Here is a 17944-nt window from a genome sequence, read left to right as displayed (position 1 = left end):
CGCTTAATGACGATAACTTGTAAAGCTGCGCATCACCCTTGAATTTGTGCAATGTATCTCCATATTAAGTATAATTAGCACTCGTTAGCAAGGAGTGCTAATAAATCTTCCCTTTTGGGCTCGGGGATACTTTTCCCTTTGAAGCTTAAAAATTTAGTTGTTCTCTAGTATTTCTAGTATTTATTGAGAGGAGTCTGTATGAAAAAGCTGCGTCCTTTGCACGATCGTGTGATTATCAAGCGTTTGGACCAAGAGACCAAAAGCGCCTCAGGTTTGGTTATTCCTGAGACTGCTGCTGAAAAGCCTGATCAAGGTGAAGTGATGGCGATTGGGCCAGGTAAAAAAGATGACAAAGGTGCTTCGATTGCGCTTGACGTTAAAGTGGGCGATCGCGTGCTATTCGGCAAATATTCCGGCCAGTCGGTCAAGATCGACGGTAATGAGTTGCTGGTGATGCGCGAAGAAGACATCATGGCTGTGCTAGTTAGCTAAGCGTAGTTTTCAGTTCATCAAGTTAAAGAATTCAAGGAGTTAAAGATGGCAGCTAAAGAAGTTGTATTCGGTGATTTGGCCCGTGCCAAACTGGTTGAAGGCGTTAATATTCTAGCCAATGCAGTTAAGGTTACATTGGGTCCAAAGGGACGCAATGTTGTGCTCGAGCGTAGCTTCGGTGGCCCAACTGTCACTAAAGATGGTGTCTCGGTTGCAAAAGAAATTGAGCTCAAAGACAAGCTGCAAAATATGGGCGCGCAGATGGTTAAAGAAGTAGCGTCAAGAACCAGCGACAATGCTGGCGATGGCACTACAACAGCAACCGTGCTGGCGCAATCGATTGTGCGTGAAGGCATGAAATCTGTTGCCTCGGGCATGAACCCAATGGATTTGAAGCGCGGCATCGACAAAGCGGTAGCCGCTGCGGTTGAAGAGTTGCGTAACATCAGCAAGCCATGCACGACCACTAAAGAAATCGCTCAAGTTGGCTCAATCTCGGCTAACAGCGATGAATTGGTCGGCAAACTGATTGCTGAAGCGATGGATAAAGTAGGCAAAGAAGGCGTGATTACCGTTGAAGATGGTAAATCACTAGAGAACGAGCTTGATGTGGTCGAAGGTATGCAGTTTGACCGCGGTTACTTGTCTGGCTACTTTATTAATAATCAAGATCGGCAAGTTGCTGCTCTTGATAATCCATATGTGTTGCTGCACGACAAAAAAATCTCCAATATTCGCGATTTGTTGCCTTTGCTTGATCAGGTTGCGAAGTCAGGCCGTCCATTGTTGATCATCGCTGAAGATATTGAGGGCGAGGCATTGGCTACCCTGATTCTGAACAATATGCGTGGTTTCTTGAAGTCCGCTGCAGTGAAGGCGCCAGGCTTTGGCGACCGTCGCAAAGCAATGCTTGAAGATATTGCGATCTTGACCGGTGGTCAAGTGATTGCTGAAGAAACTGGGCATACGCTTGAGAAAGCGACACTGGCCGAGTTGGGTCAAGCCAAGCGCATTGAAGTTGCCAAAGAAAACACCACGATTATTGATGGCGCAGGCGATGCAAAAAATATCGAAGCTCGCGTTAAGCAAATCCGTGTGCAGATGGATGAAGCAACTTCTGACTATGATCGCGAAAAACTCCAAGAGCGTGTTGCCAAGTTGGCAGGCGGAGTAGCCGTGATCAAAGTGGGTGCGGCGACTGAAATTGAGATGAAAGAAAAGAAAGCGCGTGTTGAAGATGCCTTGCATGCAACCCGCGCAGCGGTTGAAGAAGGGATCGTGCCAGGCGGTGGTGTTGCCCTGATCCGCGCTCGCCACGCAGTGGCTAACGTGAAAGGCGATAACGCTGATCAGCAAGCTGGTATCAAAATCGTACTGCGTGCGATGGAAGAGCCACTGCGTCAGATCGTTACAAACGGTGGTGAAGAAGCCAGCGTAGTGGTTGCAAAAGTGGCCGATGGCAAAGGCAACTTTGGTTATAACGCGGCTACTGGTGAGTACGGAGATCTGGTGCAAGCTGGTGTGGTTGACCCAACCAAGGTGACCCGCACTGCATTACAAAATGCAGCGTCAATTGCCGGTTTGTTGCTCACCACGGACTGCACCGTCACTGAATTGCCGAAAGAAGAAGCGGCTGTAGGTGGCATGCCTGGTGGTATGGGCGGCATGGGTGGTATGGGCATGGATATGTAATAGCCCAGGTTCGCCTGTGTTTGAGCGGTGTGCTTTCGGGCACACTGCGCGAATGTCTGAACAAGAAGCCCGCAGCGATGCGGGTTTTTTGTACCTTTTTTGACAAGATTTATCTCAAAATATGAGCAAATTGCGTTGCAGCCGGGGTACCATCACCTTTTTGAGGTGTTCTGGTAACGCTTGAATCATAGTTTGTGAGACATAGCGATAATCATAGTATGGAATATAGAAATTGGATGTGCCTGATTTGCGGCTGGATTTATGATGAAGAAGCCGGCTTACCAGAAGAGGGGATCGCACCGGGTACGCGTTGGGAAGATGTCCCAATCAACTGGACTTGCCCAGAATGTGGTGCCCGTAAAGAGGATTTTGAAATGGTGTCAATTTGAGCAGCTGTGAGCAAAACAAAGCCTTGGGACGTGCGGGCTGATTTGACGGCATGGCTATTTGCTAACGGAATGCACGGGTTAGAATTCAATATGTCCAAATCCTCTGATCGTATTAATCTGACGAACCAGTTTTTGATCGCTATGCCGAGCATGGCCGATGCGGTTTTTGCTGGCGCGGTGCTTTATATTTGCGAGCATAGTGAACGCGGTGCGCTTGGTTTAGTGATCAACCGGCCGACGGATATCATGTTGCAAGCACTGTTTAACCGTATCGATCTCAAGCTCGAAATCGAGCCTTTGCTGCACTTACCGGTTTATTTTGGTGGCCCGGTTCAAGCGGAGCGCGGTTTTGTCTTACATGAGCCCACCGCCACGCACTATACTTCATCCCTGTTAGTGCCTGGCGGCTTAGCTATGACCACCTCGAAAGATGTGTTGGAGGAGATTGCATTTGGTCAAGGACCGAAGAGATTTTTGCTAACGCTAGGCCATGCTGGCTGGGGTGCTGGCCAGCTCGAAGACGAAATTTTGCGCAATGGTTGGCTGACTGTAGAAGCGGATCCAAACGTTGTGTTTGACGTGCCAGCTGAGCAGCGCTTTACGGCAGCGTTATCGCTATTAGGCGTGTCGCCCGCAACCTTGTCTGGCGAAGTGGGCCATGCATAAAGCGAGTGTCGGCCAAGTCCGTGGCGTAGCTGCGTTAAGGTTAATGCTGAGCAAGCTGCAAGCCCGCAGGCCGCTATGAGCCACATGGCAACGCTTCTGGCGTTTGACTATGGCGAGAAAAGAATCGGCGTTGCGGTAGGCAATTTGCTGCTGCGGCAAGCACAAGCCTTAACCGTGATCATGAATCTTAACCGTGAGCATCGCTTTAAGGCGATTGGCGCACTGATTCAAGAATGGCAACCACAACAATTGGTGGTTGGTTTGCCGATGTATCCAGATGGCGCAGCGCACCAAATGACCCAGTGGGCTAAGCGCTTTGGCCAACAGTTGTATGGCCGTTTCGGCTTGCCCGTAAGTTGGGTAGATGAACGTTATTCGTCGGTCGCGGCGGCGGCTGCGCTGGGTGGTGATTTAACGCAGCTTGATGCCGAAGCTGCCCGCATTATTTTGCAACAATTTTTTGATGAATATGCACTTGCCTGATGCTGAGTCGTTGTACCATGTTTTACGTGACCAAATTCACACCACCTATGGCGATAGTTTGTATCAGCCAGATGGGGTTGCGCTGGTGGGCATTTGGAGTGGCGGCGCTTGGCTTGCCGAGCGGCTTGCACACGATCTGAAGCTGGCTGAATTTGGCGTTGTGAGCGTTGTCTTGCATCGCGATGATTACGCAGAAAAAGGTTTGCATGGACAAGCGCGTCCAACCTCATTGCCCTTTCAAGTCGAGGGCCGCCGGATTGTGTTGCTAGATGACGTGCTCTATACTGGCCGTACGATTCGAGCTGCGCTAAACGAGCTGTATGATTTTGGCCGGCCTGCTGCCGTTGACCTAGCCGTATTGGTTGATCGAGGTGGGCGCGAGTTGCCAATCGCTGCCCGTTTTGTGGGTGCCGCAGCCGACCTGCCGGTTGATCGTACCCTGGTATTGGGACGTCATGAGAGCGGCCTATTTGAGTTTCATAGTGAAACACGTACCGATTAAAGATAGGGTTGTGTGGGTGCGTCCTAAACTATACAAACACACATGCATTAAAGCTGTGCAGCCTTGCGTAGCTTTCTTCGCTGGAGAGTAGATGTCAAACATTTGGCCACCTGCGCCAACCTTGCGCCCTGGTTTTAAAGGTAATCCGCAACTCACAAAAAATGGTGAACTTAAGCATCTGTTGACGATCGATGGTTTGCCAAGGGATATCATTACGCACATCCTCGACACCGCTCAGCAATTCGTTGGGGTCGCTGAACGTGAGGTCAAAAAAGTGCCGCTATTGCGTGGCAAATCAGTATTCAACCTCTTTTTTGAGAACTCGACCCGCACTCGTACGACTTTTGAAATTGCCGCAAAGCGCTTATCGGCTGATGTGCTGAATTTGAATATCAATGCATCATCAACCAGCAAAGGTGAATCGTTACTGGATACCGCCGCTAATTTATCCGCCATGCAGGCCGATATGTTTGTCGTGCGTCATGCGCAAAGCGGCGCTCCTTATTTGCTCGCACAACATTGCCCACCCCATTTGCATGTGATTAATGCGGGTGATGGTTGGCATGCGCATCCGACGCAAGGCCTGCTAGACATGTACACAATCCGCCATTACAAGCGAGATTTTACGCAGCTTAAAGTGGCGATTGTGGGTGATATTCTACATTCTCGCGTTGCGCGCTCTGATATTCATGCGCTGACTACGCTGGGCGTGCCAGAAGTGCATGTGATTGGGCCACGCACATTGCTGCCCAACGGGCTTGAGCAATTTGGCGTGCGTGTTTTTCATAATATATGCGAGGGCTTAAAGGGGGTGGACGTCGTCATTATGCTGCGTTTGCAAAATGAAAGAATGAATAGCACCCTCTTGCCCTCTGCGCAAGAATATTTCAAAAGTTGGGGGCTGACCCCTGAGCGCCTTGCACTGGCGGCTCCTGATGCGATTGTGATGCACCCCGGGCCAATGAACCGCGGAGTTGAAATTGGTTCATCTGTCGCCGATGGCGCGCAATCCGTGATCTTGCATCAAGTCACTTTTGGCATTGCGGTGCGGATGGCGGTCATGGGGATTATTGCTGGGAATAATGGTTAGTGCTGCGCCGTTGAGTTGAGCCAGTCTCTTTGTCAAATATCAATTGATCAAAAAATAAACAATGAATCTTCATATCAAGCGTGGCCGATTAATTGACCCTGCGACAGGGCTGGACACCGAGGCCGATTTATTCATTGCAGCAGGCAAAATTGCCAGTATTGGTAAGGCGCCCACCGCTTTTGAGGTCAATCAAACAATTGATGCTAGCGGTTTGATCGTGCTGCCGGGCTTGATTGATTTGTTGGCGCGGTTGCGTGAGCCTGGCTACGAATATAAAGCAACGCTTGAATCCGAAATGGCCGCCGCCCTTGCCGGCGGAGTCACGAGCTTAGTGTGTCCACCGGACACGGACCCACCGCTGGATGAGCCAGGTTTAGTTGAAATGTTGAAGTTCCGCGCCCGTACTCTCAACCAAGCGCGTGTGTATCCGTTGGGTGCGCTGACGGTTGGACTCAAAGGGCAGGCCATCACTGAAATGGCTGAATTGGCTGATGCGGGGTGTATCGGCTTTTCTCAGGCGGATGCGCCGATGCTGAATCCCCAGGTGTTATTGCACGCTTTGCAATATGCCACGACTTATGGCTATACGGTTTGGCTGCGGGCGCAGGATCCGTATTTGGCGCAAGGTGGTGTCGCTGCAAGCGGGGCTTTGGCGTCGCGGCTTGGCTTGCGAGGCGTGCCGGAAGCGTCGGAAACCATCGCTTTGCATACCATCATTGAATTGATGCGCATCACCGGTGCGCGGGTCCATATATCACATCTCTCTTCGGCCGCAGGGCTTGAGCTGGTACGCGCGGCAAAACAGGAAGGTTTGCCTTTAAGCTGTGATGTCACCATCAATCATGTGCATCTGATTGATCTAGATATTGGTTATTTTGATGCGCAATACCGTTTTGATCCGCCGCTGCGCTCGCAGCGTGACCGGGATGCCATCAGCACGGCGCTAATGGATGGCACCATCGACGCAATTTGTTCTGCCCATACGCCAGTTGACGACGATGAAAAACTCTTGCCATTTGGCGAAGCTTCAGCCGGCGCCACGGGGCTTGAGTTGCTGCTATCACTGACCGTGAAATGGGCGCAAGAAAAGCAACTACCATTAACCAAAGCATTAGCAAAAATCACCTGCGCGCCAGCGGATGTACTGAATTTGAACAGCGGTCGTTTGGCGTTAGGCGCGCCGGCTGATCTGGTGCTATTTGACCCTGCTGCGCATTGGCTGGTTGCGCCAAACCGGCTCAAGAGTCAGGGCCACAATACACCATTCTTAGGGTATGAACTGCCAGTGCGTGTGCGTTCTACGATCATCTCCGGCCAGCTTGTCTATCAGGAAAGTAAAACTTAAAGCGCTGCTACTTTGTTTATCAGGCAAGCAAAACATAAAGTTATTCTACTTAGATGTTGTAATGGTTGCATTTGATTGGGTTCGCAATAAAGGAAATAGATGATGATGCAAGTCAGCCTACGCATCGTGCGGCTCATATTCCATCTGGTTCGTGGTATGGCGCTGGCGGCTTTTGTTTTTCCGCGTGCGGCACGGGCTCGCCAACAGCAGCTCGTGCGTGATTGGTCGCAGGGTTTACTTAAGGCGTGCGGTGTTACGTTGATCGTACACCAGCCGGGCGAAGCGCTTGAGCGCGGTGTGATGTTGGTTGGCAATCATGTGTCATGGCTAGATATTTATGTGATTAATGCTTGGCAGCCGGTCCCTTTTGTGGCTAAAGCTGAAGTTGAGAAATGGCCGATCCTGGGTTGGTTGGCAAAAACCATCGGTACGATTTTTATTCGGCGTGACAAGCGTAGCGATGCCCGACGGATTGTGCAGCAGTTAGCCGATGTATTAAAAAGCGGTGAAACGATTTGTATTTTTCCAGAAGGGACGACTTCTGATGGTACAAGCCTATTGCCATTTCACGCTAATTTGCTGCAAGCGCCGGTATTAGCGATGATTGCGGTGCAGCCAATCTGTTTGCTGTATGAAGATGCGCAAGGCCGGCAGTCACTGGCGCCCGCCTATATCGGTGACATCTCATTACTCGCTTCACTCATATCGATTTTGCGTGCCGCTCCGCTCACCGCTCATTTATATGTGACGGCCCCGCTTGAGGCGTGTGACCAGCGGCGGGAACTGGCTATGCGTGCACAGGCAGCAGTCCAGGGCGCGCTGCAAAAGTTGCAGCGCCAGCGGGTGGTGCTATCTGACACGGCGGTGGTGAAGGCTGAAGTCAGTGGCTAGAGGTTGCAACCTGCAATTGAAAATGTTCCAACCTGCAATCAGCGGGATTTTCGACCCGAAATAACCGAGAATGACGGGATGTCCAAACCGACATCCACTGCAAATGAACCTGTATTTATCCGCGCTGACCTGCACTCCATCGGCGCAAACCCGCAGTATGGGCAACGGACTCAAATGCAGAGAGGATGGATCAACGGGGACATTTAAGTCAGGTCATAGTTGACGTTAATGTCGGCCTATGAACGCGTAGACCGCTTAAATGCTGTTAAAAGTACTTTAATAGGAAAATTCTAAAACTGTCTCTAATCGGGCATTATGTTCAATTGAACGCCCCTAGAGGCAGGGAACCCCTGCCTCCGGTCGATCGCTTGTCCCACGTATCCAAAAGAGTACGCTTCTTCCTCTTCGGGAGAGCACTCTTCCGAATCCTACAATACAACCCTATCATTCGCTCCCCGTTGCTTCAACAGCGCTCGATTCACCTCGCTTAAGCCGTGTACGCCGTCCAATAAGGCCCCCTGCACGGTTAGAACGTCATGACCTGAACTCCAGTGCAGCGCCACTTGATAGCCTTCTCGGTCTTGTTTTACCGCCCACGTCCGCACGGACTTATCTTCGCTACCGGTCACTAGATAGGCACCGTCGGGCATCGCTTTCCACTCAACGCTATTGACCGCCCCGGTAAATTCTTGAATCACCCTGAGACATTCACCCGAGGACACGTCCCACAGCCGCACCGTCTTGTCCTCACTGCCCGAGGCGAGATGCAAGCCGTTCGGCGAATACACCACGCTATTAACCCAGTCAGTATGTCCTCCTAAGGTGTGCACAAGGGCTCCGCTTTCCGCCTCCCACAGCCGCACCGTATTGTCCCAACTGCCCGAGGCGATCTGCGTTCCGCTCGGCGAATACACCACGCTACTAACAGAGTCGGTATGTCCTTCTAAGGTGTGACCAAGGGCTCCGCTGTGCGCGTCCCACAGCCGCACCGTATTGTCCCAACTGCCCGAGGCGATCTGCGTTCCGCTCGGCGAATACACCACGCTACTAACATCGTCGGTATGTCCGTGTAAGGTGTGGTCGAGCGCCCCGCTGTGCGCGTCCCACACTCGCACCGTATTGTCAAAACTGCCCGAAGCAAGCTGCAAACCGCTCGGCGAATACACCACGCTATTAACCCAGGAGGTATGTCCGTATAAGGTGTGTACAAGGGCTCCGCTTTCCGCCTCCCACACCCGCACCATCTGGTCAGAACTGCTCGAGGCGAGGTGCAAACCGCTCGGCGAATACACCACGCTACTAACAGTGTTGGTATGCCCTTTTAAGGTGTGCTCAAGGGCTCCGCTTTCCGCGTCCCACAGACGTACCGTATGGTCCCAACTGCCCGAAGCGATCTGCGTTCCGCCCGGCGAATACACCACGCTACTAACACCGCCTCTATGTCCTTCTAAGGTGTGACCAAAGGCTCCGCTATGCACGTCCCACACCCGCACCGCCTTGTCACTACTGCCCGAGGCGAGCTTCGTTCCGCTCGGCGAATACACCACGCTACTAACACCGCCTCTATGTCCTTCTAAGGTGTGACCAAGGGCTCCGCTTTCCGCGTCCCACAGACGTACCGTATGGTCTCTACTGCCCGAGGCGATCTGCGTTCCGCTCGGCGAATACACTACGCTATTAACAATGGAGGTATGTCCTTCTAAGGTGTGCCCTGCGACTCCGCTGGGTGCGGCCCACAGACGTACCGTCTTGTCAGTACTCCCCGAGGCGATCTGCAACCCGCTCGGCGAATACACCACGCTCCAAACAATGGAGGCATGTCCTTCTAAGGTGTGCTCAAGGGCTCCGCTTTCCGCGTCCCACAGACGTACCGTCTTGTCATCACTGCCCGAGGCAAGCTGCTTTCCGCTCGGCGAATACACCACGCTACTAACAGTGGATGTATGTCCTGCTAAGGTGTGCTCAAGGGCTCCGCTGTGCGCATCCCACACCCGCACCGTCTTGTCATCACTGCCCGAGGCAAGCTGCTTTCCGCTCGGCGAATACACTACGCTATTAACAATGGAGGTATGTCCTTCTAAGGTATGCCTAAGGGTTCCGCTTTCCGCGTCCCACAGACGTACCGTCTTGTCATTACTCCCCGAGGCAATCTGCAAACCGCTCGGCGAATACACCACGCTATTAACAATGGAGGTATGTCCTTCTAAGGTATGCTTAAGGGTTCCGCTTTGCGCGTCCCACAGACGTACCGTCTTGTCATTACTCCCCGAGGCAATCTGCAAACCGCTCGGCGAATACACCACGCTAGTAACAAGCCAGGTATGTCCTTCTAAGGTGTGACCAAGGACTCCGCTTTCCGCGTCCCACAGACGTACCGTATGGTCCCAACTGCCCGAGGCGATCTGCGTTCCGCTCGGCGAATACACCACGCTATTAACACCGCCTCTATGTCCTTCTAAGGTGTGCATTTTTTCCCAATTCGAGGTCATATACACGCTGACCTTACCGTTTTCAAGCCCTACCGCGCAGCTTTTTCCATCCGGAGAATAGGCACAGGACCGTGCCCCGCCCTCTTCCTGTAGATACGGCCATTCGCCAAACTGCACCCCGGCCATCTGCGCTCCGCTTAAATTGGCGCTGCGTAGCCAAATCGTGCGAAGCGTCGCCTTTCTTAAATCCGCCCCTTGCAACTGCGCTGAATCAAATACCCCAAAACTCAGATCTGCTCCGGGTATCTGGATACCTTTTAAATCCGCACCATTAAACTGTACTCCCGCTCTGACCAAAATCGTCATTGCATTCGCCGCCGTTTGCCGTACGCTTTTATCCACTTTCGAGCGCTCGATTATCGCTAACAGCTGTTCCTTAAATATGGACTCTTGCTGAACGCGATCAGTCAACAAACGCACAACGCCCAAATCGCCAATCCAATGCTTTGGGCTTAACGATAAATCTCGCTGCGTTTTGGGGGGCAAAACAGCGTGCTCTTCAAAACTATAGACTGAAGCAGCGCTACCTCGACGCTGGCGGGTGCTTAGATCCATACACTCATCGAACGACTCAAACAGCGACCTCGCCACAAAATATTCCAGCAGCGATTTATGGATAAATCGGTATTCTGTGCCACTTCGGATCAACGGCCACGCTTCTCGCAGAAGTCGATTTTCTTCTTCTCGACCGAAAAAAACATCCTTCCAACTCCCCTTGTCTTTGAACAACGAGTACTCGACAAGCGGATTACCTCCATTCTCTTTATACAGATGCACCGCTAACTCTTTCACAAAGCCGATCCCATGCTGCGCAAAACCATCATCATGCAACTCTCTAAATACCTCTTTTTGCATCTCCGTTAAACTTTGCGTGCTTAAGCGCTGCCGGTTACGCTCGAACCATTGTCTGACGAACTGATCATACAGGTCCATCCGTAACTGGATGGCAGATACCGCTTTCCCTTTTTTTTCGACGTACGGCAAGGCTTCTAGTACCACACGTAGCAAAAATGGGTTGCTAATCAAATTTTTTAAATTAGATTGTTTGGAGAAGGCTTCTTGGTAGGCTTGCGCCGTCCAGCCCGTTGGATTGTGCTCCACATATTTTTCTAGGTATTGATCGCTCTCTTCTTTTGAAAACGGCAAGACCACGACTTCTTGAAACGCCGTGTCTTTGTCCTTCTCAATCGGATTCGGTTGAAAACGGCTTCGATAGTCCTGGCCCAGATATTCGCTGCGACAACCGATCACCATCTGACCCCGCCAGCCGTCAGACTTGTTGATGGAGTTGCTCACATACAGATTTTGCGTCTGACGTATCTCATCATATCCATCCAAAATAAAAACAAACCTTTGGTTTTCTTTTTTTAATTTCTGAATCTGAAATTCTGACAGGCCTCGTTTCTTTAGCGCTTTGGCAATCAGATCGTGCTCAGGCTTGTCAATGCTCGACAGAGAAATAAACAGCGGAATCGCATCACCTTCTTTTTTATGCTCCCATAAGTGCTTTTCTAGACGGCGATTGAAGGTGGTTTTGCCCGCCCCAGAGTCTCCCGTCAACAAGATCACTTTTTTATCTTTTAGAAACGCTTGAACTTGGGGTAAGAGTTCAAAGGTTTTGCTCTCCCCATTCATACTCGCTCGGCAGCGCGGCTCGACATAGAGATTTAGGGTCTCTTGAAACGCCTCATTTTGCGTTAAGGCAGCAAAATACTGCTCCTTCAGCGCGGTCCTAGGGTCGGCACGGAACGCCTGCAATTGTTCGTGTTCTTGCTGCACGGTCGAGGCAAGCTGCTTGTGCAGCGTGGTCCGTATGTCGTCGAAGATACCGTCTAATAGCTTCGCAAATTCTAGCTTGCCAAAATTTGCATCACTCTTTAAACGAGATATAACATGGCTGTGCCCCGTCCAAAACTTGTCCAGAAAAGTTTTCGCTTCATTGCTGCCCGCTAACAGCCGCTCTATCACCTTAAACAGTACACCATGTGAACCTTGGTTCAGATAGATTTCTTCTCCCTTTTTGGCTTGCAAATCAAAGCGCAGAGAATCCTCCATCCGTACCGTTGTCGATCTAATAAAATCCTTCAGGCAGTAGTCATAGCTATTGGGCGTTAACGAAACCGGGATTATCCCGTGCTGACCTTCGCGATACTTTGCACGAATTTCCAAAAACGCCATTTCCGTCAGCACATGATGGAACCCTGCCTTATAGTCTTCCTCTTCGGAAAATTTTTTGACCACCTCACGTAAAGCTGTAGTACTCTTTTGTTTGCTGTCTTTGACGTAGGCTTCTCGATCTTTTTCATAGGCTGTTTTAAGCTCATCGCAAAACTCTTTATAGGACTGCTCTTTTAGGTAGCCTCCTAATACATCAGAACAACACACGATCACCTTATCGACCGGCTTCACATCCGCTCGCAGTTGATGGGGTAGCAAACAGAGCTGATTGGTTAAGATGTCTTCTAGCTTGCCATCCTCTTTCAGATTTTCATCCGAGCTTAAATACGCTTGCCCTATCGGCGTTTGATCCGAATAAAGCGTCAAGCCTCGAATTTGAGATAACTTTTCGATTAAATATTTAGACGTTGAGGCCTTCGCCTCCACTTGCTTTAGATCTGGATGTTTTAGATTTGGATTATCATGGGCATACACCAAAAAAAGGCTGGGTTTATTCGATACTTCTAAGGAGCTCAGCGTCAATAGCGCCTTTTCAAATAGATAGTCCACCAGATCGCTTTTTGCCTGGGCAGACATTGAGGTCGATGTAGCCGCCTGAGTCACAGCCGACGCACTGTTCATAAACAGCGGCATGACTGGCATAGTAGTGGCTGGCTTAGTCTCCTCATGGCCCCATTTTTTCGCCTTTTTATAGCTCGTCTGCGCCCTATCGGGTTGCCCTAACTTGTCCAACACCTTGCCATGCTCAAAATACACGGTGGCAATTTTATCCCGCAGGGTTTGATCTGCTAGGGTTTCAGGAGCGAGCGCCTTTTTTACGGCTTTTTTCATCTGGGATAACGAGGCTTCTGCGTCATCGCATAACACTAACGCGATCTTGGGGTCTTTAGCCTCGCTGGCAGTCTTTGAGTAAAAGCTAGCGAGATCCAGAGTTTCTTGTAGCGAAAGCACGCTCCGGGATGACGAAAAGATGCTGTCCAACATAGGGTTATCCTGTTATTTCCTATAATTGAGCATTCTAATATGACATCTAGTTGAGCAAACCTACCCCAATCCAAACAGTGCAAAAAACGGCCGTTTTTTGCACTGTTGTCAACAGCACCCGTGATGTGCCGGCAAGCCTTTCAGTGCCATTCCAAAATCCCTTTCCAATATTCAAAGTATAGCTATACTTAAAATTTAGGGCTTATTGGACCTTCCACCATGCTGTTCGGCTATGCACGGGTATCCACTGACGACCAAAATCTCAATCTTCAGCGAGATGCGCTAAAAGAAAGCGGATGCGAGCGGATATTCGAGGATACAGTGAGCGGTGCCAAAGCAGAACGTACTGGACTGACAGGGCTTATGAATGTGCTACGTGCCGGTGATACGGTTGTCATCTGGCGCTTGGACCGGCTTGGCCGGACGCTAAAAAATTTGATTCAACTGGTGGAAGATCTTGAAACTGCAAAGGTTGGATTGCGCAGCTTGCAGGAGAACATTGATACCACATCGAGCGGTGGGAAGCTGATATTTCACCTATTCGGCGCATTAGCTGAATTCGAAAGAAATCTTATCCGAGAACGCACACAAGCAGGTATAGCAGCAGCGCGCGCACGGGGACGTATGGGTGGGCGTCCCAAACGCCTCGATCCTATAAAGCTAGCGCTAGCGCTCAAGCTATATCACGAACGTCATCATACGATCGATGAAATCTGCCAAATGATGGGCATTTCCAAGTCGACGTTGTATAACTATCTCGACAAGGATGCGAGCCATGTCATCGGGGTGGTGTAAGCAAATTCCGCTCGATGCGCTGTTGCGTTTGCGACAGCTGCTGGATCGTTTACCTCACAAAAGTACGGAGCGGTCTGCACAAATATCGGCCGTAGCCGAACTTTATGGGATCTCGACCAGTTCAGTGTATCGTGCCCTAAAAGACTTTCTTAAGCCCCGTGCGACACACCGTATCGACTATGGCAAACCGCGTTGATTGCAGGTCGGGGCGTTTTTAAACGCGGGTTATTACAGCTAGAGGTTGATTTTATTAGCCAGGCAATTAGCCGCTCGTGATTGGACAGGTAACCTGGGTGAGTGTCCGTTTGCTTGGCTCAGCGTTGAGCGTGATGGCTGAGAGTTGCTTGCCCCAGACGCAACCGCTATCCAGTGCGCACAACTTATCGCGCAGCAAGAGACCGAGCGCTGCCCAGTGCCCGAAGATAACCGTTAGCTCAGAGGTGCGCCGTCCTGGCACCTCAAACCATGGCATATAGCCTGGCGGTGCCGTGTCGGGTTCGCCTTTAGCATGGAATTCTAGCCCCCCCTCTGGATTACAGAAACGAATCCGCGTCAGCGTATGAGCAATGATGCGTAGCCGTTCATCGCCGCTCAAGCCATGATGCCAACGAGCCGGCGTAGGCTGGCTCAGCTGTGCGATGCAGGTTCGCCAATTGGGGCCGCGCAACGCCTGTTCCAACTCATGCGCCAACTCGAGGGTGAGCGCCAGATCCCACTGCGGCAGCACACCAGCGTGCACCATTAGCATACCGTTTTGGTAATGCGCCAGCGGCCGGTGGCGTAGCCAATCGATTAAATCGGCCGCATCAGGAGCTGCGAGGATTTCACTTATGGTATCGCCTTTGCGCAGACGTTGTGTGCCTGCTGCAATGGCCAATAAATGCAATTCATGGTTACCTAGCACCATCACTGCGCGCTGACCAAATTCGATGACATCACGTAGGCAAGCGAGTGAACTAGGCCCTCGGTTAATCAAATCACCAGCGAACCAAAGCGGTGTGTTAGGCGTGGGCGCTGCTTTAGCGAGCAAATGATGAAAAGCGTCATGGCAGCCTTGTAGGTCGCCGAAGGCAAGAGGAGGAGGGGAGGACGCTGTATTGACGCTCATTTGGATGGTGAGGATATCTGAAGTCTGTGATTCAAAGGACCTGCTTGAATTGTTCGCCATCATCTAAAAAACGATGAATAAGCTTATTTCCGCAGCGTTTGTAAAATATTAAAGAAGTTAATCTTTCTTCAAAGTTATAATTATTATATAGACTAAGAAAAATTGCGCTAAGGTGTTGAAGAGATAATGGGCGGTGTTTGTCATATAAGAGTTGCCGTAGCATCAATGAGCGGTTTATTTGGGCCGCAGCACCTACATGATGAGGCGCTAGCGTTAGCCGGTCGCATTTGAATTCAATGAAGGGTTTTTGATGATTTTAGTAACTGGTGGCGCTGGTTTTATTGGCGCCAATTTTGTGCTCGACTGGCTAGCGGGTCACAACGAAGCAGTGGTGAACGTTGACAAACTGACCTATGCAGGCAATCTGAATACTTTAAATTCGTTACAAGCGGACCACCGTCATCTGTTTGTCAGGGCTGATATTGCTGATGCCGCTACGCTTAAAAGTCTCTTTGTTCAACATCAACCACGCGCGGTACTGCATTTTGCCGCGGAAAGCCATGTTGATCGCTCATTGCATGGACCGGCTGATTTTGTGCACACGAATATAGTCGGCACTTTTACGTTGCTTGAGGCGGCTCGTGCTTATTGGACTCAGTTGGCCGGCGTGGAGCAAGCTAACTTCCGCTTCCTGCATGTTTCCACCGACGAGGTTTATGGTTCGCTTGAGCCCCATGATCCAGCGTTTTGTGAAACTACGCCGTATGCGCCTAATAGTCCATACTCGGCCACCAAGGCGGGCTCGGATCACCTGGTGCGAGCGTATCATCATAGCTATGGTTTGCCGGTATTGACCACCCATTGCTCAAACAATTACGGCCCTTATCAGTTTCCAGAAAAGCTGATTCCATTGCTTATCGCCAATGCACTTGCTGATAAACCGCTGCCAGTTTATGGCGATGGCGGTAATGTGCGCGACTGGCTCTATGTGGGGGACCATTGTGCGGCGCTACGAGAAGTCTTGGCGCGTGGCGGTCCTGGTCAAACCTACAATATTGGCGGTCGGAATGAGAAAACCAATCTTGAGGTTGTGCATATGCTGTGTGCGTTGTTGGATCAGATGAAGCCGAAATCGTCTGGTTCATATGCCGAGCAGATTACCTTTGTGCAAGATCGCCCAGGCCATGACCGCCGCTATGCAATAGATGCGACGAAGATCGAGCGTGAATTGGGTTGGCGGCCCGCGCACACATTTGAAACTGGGCTCGAGAAAACGGTGCGCTGGTATCTTGAGCATCCAGATTGGGTGAATAACGTTATCTCAGGCGATTACCTTAAATGGCTTGAAACGCATTATGCGCTACGCGCATCAGGAGACACCTAAGATGCGTAAAGCGATTCTTTTAGCCGGAGGCTCGGGTACCAGGCTTTATCCGATTACACATGCAGTCTCTAAACAACTGCTGCCAATCTACGATAAACCAATGGTCTATTATCCGCTGTCCACTTTGATGATGGCGGGCATACGTGACATCTTGGTGATTTCTACGCCGGCCGACACGCCGCGCTTTCAGACGCTACTGGGCGATGGCGCCCAGTGGGGACTCAATCTCCAATATGCAGTGCAACCTTCCCCAGAGGGATTAGCGCAAGCATTTATGATTGGCCGGCAATTTATTGGCAATCATCCATCGACTTTAATTCTCGGCGACAATATATTTTATGGGCATAGTTTAACCGGGCAGCTTGAACGCGCCAGCACTTGTGATCAGGGAGCGACAGTATTTGCTTATCATGTGCACGATCCTGAGCGTTACGGCGTGGTTGAGTTTGATGAGGATTTTCACGCCTTGTCGATTGAAGAAAAGCCGGTTAAGCCCCGTTCCAATTATGCGGTGACTGGGCTTTACTTCTACGACCAGCAAGTCTGCGATATTGCTGCCGAGATTAAGCCTTCAGCACGCGGTGAGTTTGAGATTACGGATATTAATCTGCATTATTTGCAACACCAGCAGCTCAAGGTTGAAATGATGGGCCGCGGCTATGCATGGTTTGATACGGGTACTCATGACTCACTGATTGATGCCGCCAGCTTTATCGCAACCTTGCAAAAGCGGCAAGGCCTGATGGTCGCTTGCCCGGAAGAGATTGCCTACTATCGTGGCTGGATTGACGCCGAGCAACTTAACCGGCTGGCCGCGCCGCTTGAAAAAAACGGCTATGGAAAATATTTAAAACGCATTTTGTCGGACCAGCTGATATGGCCATCAACGTAATCACTACTGCATTGCCTGAAGTTAAAATCATCGAGCCTAAGGTTTTTAATGATACGCGGGGCTCTTTTTTTGAGAGTTTCAATGCGCGTGAATTTGCCGTGCAAGTGGCAACAGGGTTCGAGTTTGTGCAAGATAATCATTCACGCTCGACTAAAAATGTGCTGCGCGGTTTGCATTATCAAATTCAGCACCCCCAGGGCAAACTGGTGCGGGTGGTGGCGGGAGCGGTCTTTGATGTGGTTGTGGATCTGCGTCGGCACTCGTCTCACTTTGGGCAATGGGTCGGGGTCCATTTATCGGCTGATAATCGACGCCAGTTATGGGTGCCACCGGGTTTTGCTCACAGTTTTTTGACGCTCTCGGCAGAGGCTGAATTTCTCTATAAAACAACCGATTATTGCTATCCAGAGTATGAGCGTACTCTATTATGGCATGACCCAGAGTTGGGCATTGCATGGCCGCTTGATGGGGAGCCGGTGTTGAGCGCAAAGGACATCGCTGGAGTGCGCTTAGCAGCGGCGGAAGTATTTGCTTAAAGTTTGAATTTGAACGCTCGCTGAGCGG

The 17944-nt window shown here is 50.7% G+C and carries 16 protein-coding genes; 14 read left to right on the top strand and 2 right to left on the bottom strand.

Annotation, left to right across the window (positions count from 1 at the left end):
• Positions 1-198: 198 nt before the first annotated feature.
• The 9 genes from KMZ15_RS07330 (at position 199) to KMZ15_RS07290 (ending at position 7550) form a co-directional block, all read left to right on the top strand.
• Positions 199-492: a co-chaperone GroES gene (locus tag KMZ15_RS07330; protein ID WP_223692134.1), complete on the top strand. Its 294-nt coding sequence runs from the start codon at positions 199-201 to the stop codon at positions 490-492.
• Positions 493-537: 45 nt separating this feature from the next.
• Positions 538-2184 carry a chaperonin GroEL gene (gene groL, locus KMZ15_RS07325; protein WP_223692133.1) on the top strand — a complete coding sequence of 549 codons (1647 nt, stop codon included), beginning with the start codon at positions 538-540 and terminating at the stop codon, positions 2182-2184.
• A 218-nt stretch (positions 2185-2402) separates the two neighbouring features.
• The gene (locus KMZ15_RS07320; protein ID WP_223692132.1) at positions 2403-2573 is read left to right on the top strand and encodes a rubredoxin; all 171 of its coding nucleotides are present in this window, start codon (positions 2403-2405) and stop codon (positions 2571-2573) included.
• Positions 2574-2663: 90 nt separating this feature from the next.
• Complete coding sequence (locus KMZ15_RS07315) at positions 2664-3239, top strand: YqgE/AlgH family protein (RefSeq protein ID WP_223692131.1); 576 nt, start codon at positions 2664-2666, stop codon at positions 3237-3239.
• Positions 3240-3314: 75 nt separating this feature from the next.
• On the top strand, positions 3315-3722 hold the full coding sequence (ruvX, locus tag KMZ15_RS07310) for a Holliday junction resolvase RuvX (protein ID WP_223692130.1): 408 nt from the start codon (positions 3315-3317) through the stop codon (positions 3720-3722).
• On the top strand, positions 3709-4224 hold the full coding sequence (gene pyrR, locus KMZ15_RS07305; RefSeq protein WP_223694783.1) for a bifunctional pyr operon transcriptional regulator/uracil phosphoribosyltransferase PyrR: 516 nt from the start codon (positions 3709-3711) through the stop codon (positions 4222-4224). The genes ruvX and pyrR overlap by 14 nt, the downstream gene beginning before the upstream one ends.
• Before the next feature lie 91 nt (positions 4225-4315).
• Positions 4316-5314: an aspartate carbamoyltransferase catalytic subunit gene (locus KMZ15_RS07300; protein WP_223692128.1), complete on the top strand. Its 999-nt coding sequence runs from the start codon at positions 4316-4318 to the stop codon at positions 5312-5314.
• Between the two features lie 61 nt (positions 5315-5375).
• Positions 5376-6659: a dihydroorotase gene (locus tag KMZ15_RS07295; protein WP_223692127.1), complete on the top strand. Its 1284-nt coding sequence runs from the start codon at positions 5376-5378 to the stop codon at positions 6657-6659.
• A gap of 99 nt (positions 6660-6758) precedes the next feature.
• Positions 6759-7550, top strand: a complete 792-nt coding sequence (locus tag KMZ15_RS07290; RefSeq protein ID WP_223692126.1) for a 1-acyl-sn-glycerol-3-phosphate acyltransferase — start codon at positions 6759-6761, stop codon at positions 7548-7550.
• Positions 7551-7978: 428 nt separating this feature from the next.
• On the opposite strand, the gene KMZ15_RS07285 is transcribed toward KMZ15_RS07290, so the two are convergent.
• Positions 7979-13201 (bottom strand): NACHT domain-containing protein, encoded by a 5223-nt coding sequence (locus tag KMZ15_RS07285; protein ID WP_223692125.1) that lies wholly within the window; start codon positions 13199-13201, stop codon positions 7979-7981.
• A gap of 219 nt (positions 13202-13420) precedes the next feature.
• On the opposite strand from KMZ15_RS07285, the gene KMZ15_RS07280 reads away from it, so the two are divergent.
• Together KMZ15_RS07280 and KMZ15_RS07275 are read left to right on the top strand one after the other, a co-directional pair.
• Positions 13421-13996, top strand: a complete 576-nt coding sequence (locus tag KMZ15_RS07280) for a recombinase family protein (RefSeq protein ID WP_223692124.1) — start codon at positions 13421-13423, stop codon at positions 13994-13996.
• Entirely contained in the window at positions 13977-14192 is a 216-nt protein-coding gene (locus tag KMZ15_RS07275) for a hypothetical protein (protein WP_223692123.1), read from the top strand. The genes KMZ15_RS07280 and KMZ15_RS07275 overlap by 20 nt, the downstream gene beginning before the upstream one ends.
• A 66-nt stretch (positions 14193-14258) precedes the next feature.
• Here the strand turns inward: KMZ15_RS07275 and KMZ15_RS07270 are convergent, their stop codons facing one another.
• Positions 14259-15104 (bottom strand): symmetrical bis(5'-nucleosyl)-tetraphosphatase, encoded by an 846-nt coding sequence (locus KMZ15_RS07270; RefSeq protein ID WP_223694781.1) that lies wholly within the window; start codon positions 15102-15104, stop codon positions 14259-14261.
• A 310-nt stretch (positions 15105-15414) separates the two neighbouring features.
• Here KMZ15_RS07270 and rfbB point away from each other — a divergent pair, with 310 nt between their 5' ends.
• The 3 genes from rfbB to rfbC are packed head-to-tail and all read left to right on the top strand — an operon-like array spanning position 15415 to position 17916.
• Complete coding sequence (gene rfbB / locus KMZ15_RS07265) at positions 15415-16488, top strand: dTDP-glucose 4,6-dehydratase (RefSeq protein ID WP_223692120.1); 1074 nt, start codon at positions 15415-15417, stop codon at positions 16486-16488.
• A 1-nt stretch (position 16489) separates the two neighbouring features.
• Positions 16490-17380, top strand: a complete 891-nt coding sequence (rfbA, locus tag KMZ15_RS07260) for a glucose-1-phosphate thymidylyltransferase RfbA (RefSeq protein WP_223692116.1) — start codon at positions 16490-16492, stop codon at positions 17378-17380.
• Complete coding sequence (gene rfbC / locus KMZ15_RS07255) at positions 17365-17916, top strand: dTDP-4-dehydrorhamnose 3,5-epimerase (protein WP_223692114.1); 552 nt, start codon at positions 17365-17367, stop codon at positions 17914-17916. Before rfbA ends, rfbC begins: the two co-directional genes overlap by 16 nt.
• Positions 17917-17944 lie beyond the last annotated feature (28 nt).

This window comes from Mycoavidus sp. HKI, from assembly GCF_020023735.2.
In the GTDB taxonomy this organism is placed as follows: Bacteria; Pseudomonadota; Gammaproteobacteria; order Burkholderiales; family Burkholderiaceae; genus Mycoavidus.
The sequence above is the reverse complement of the archived record's forward strand: the minus strand, read 5'-3'. Positions and strand labels throughout refer to the sequence as shown.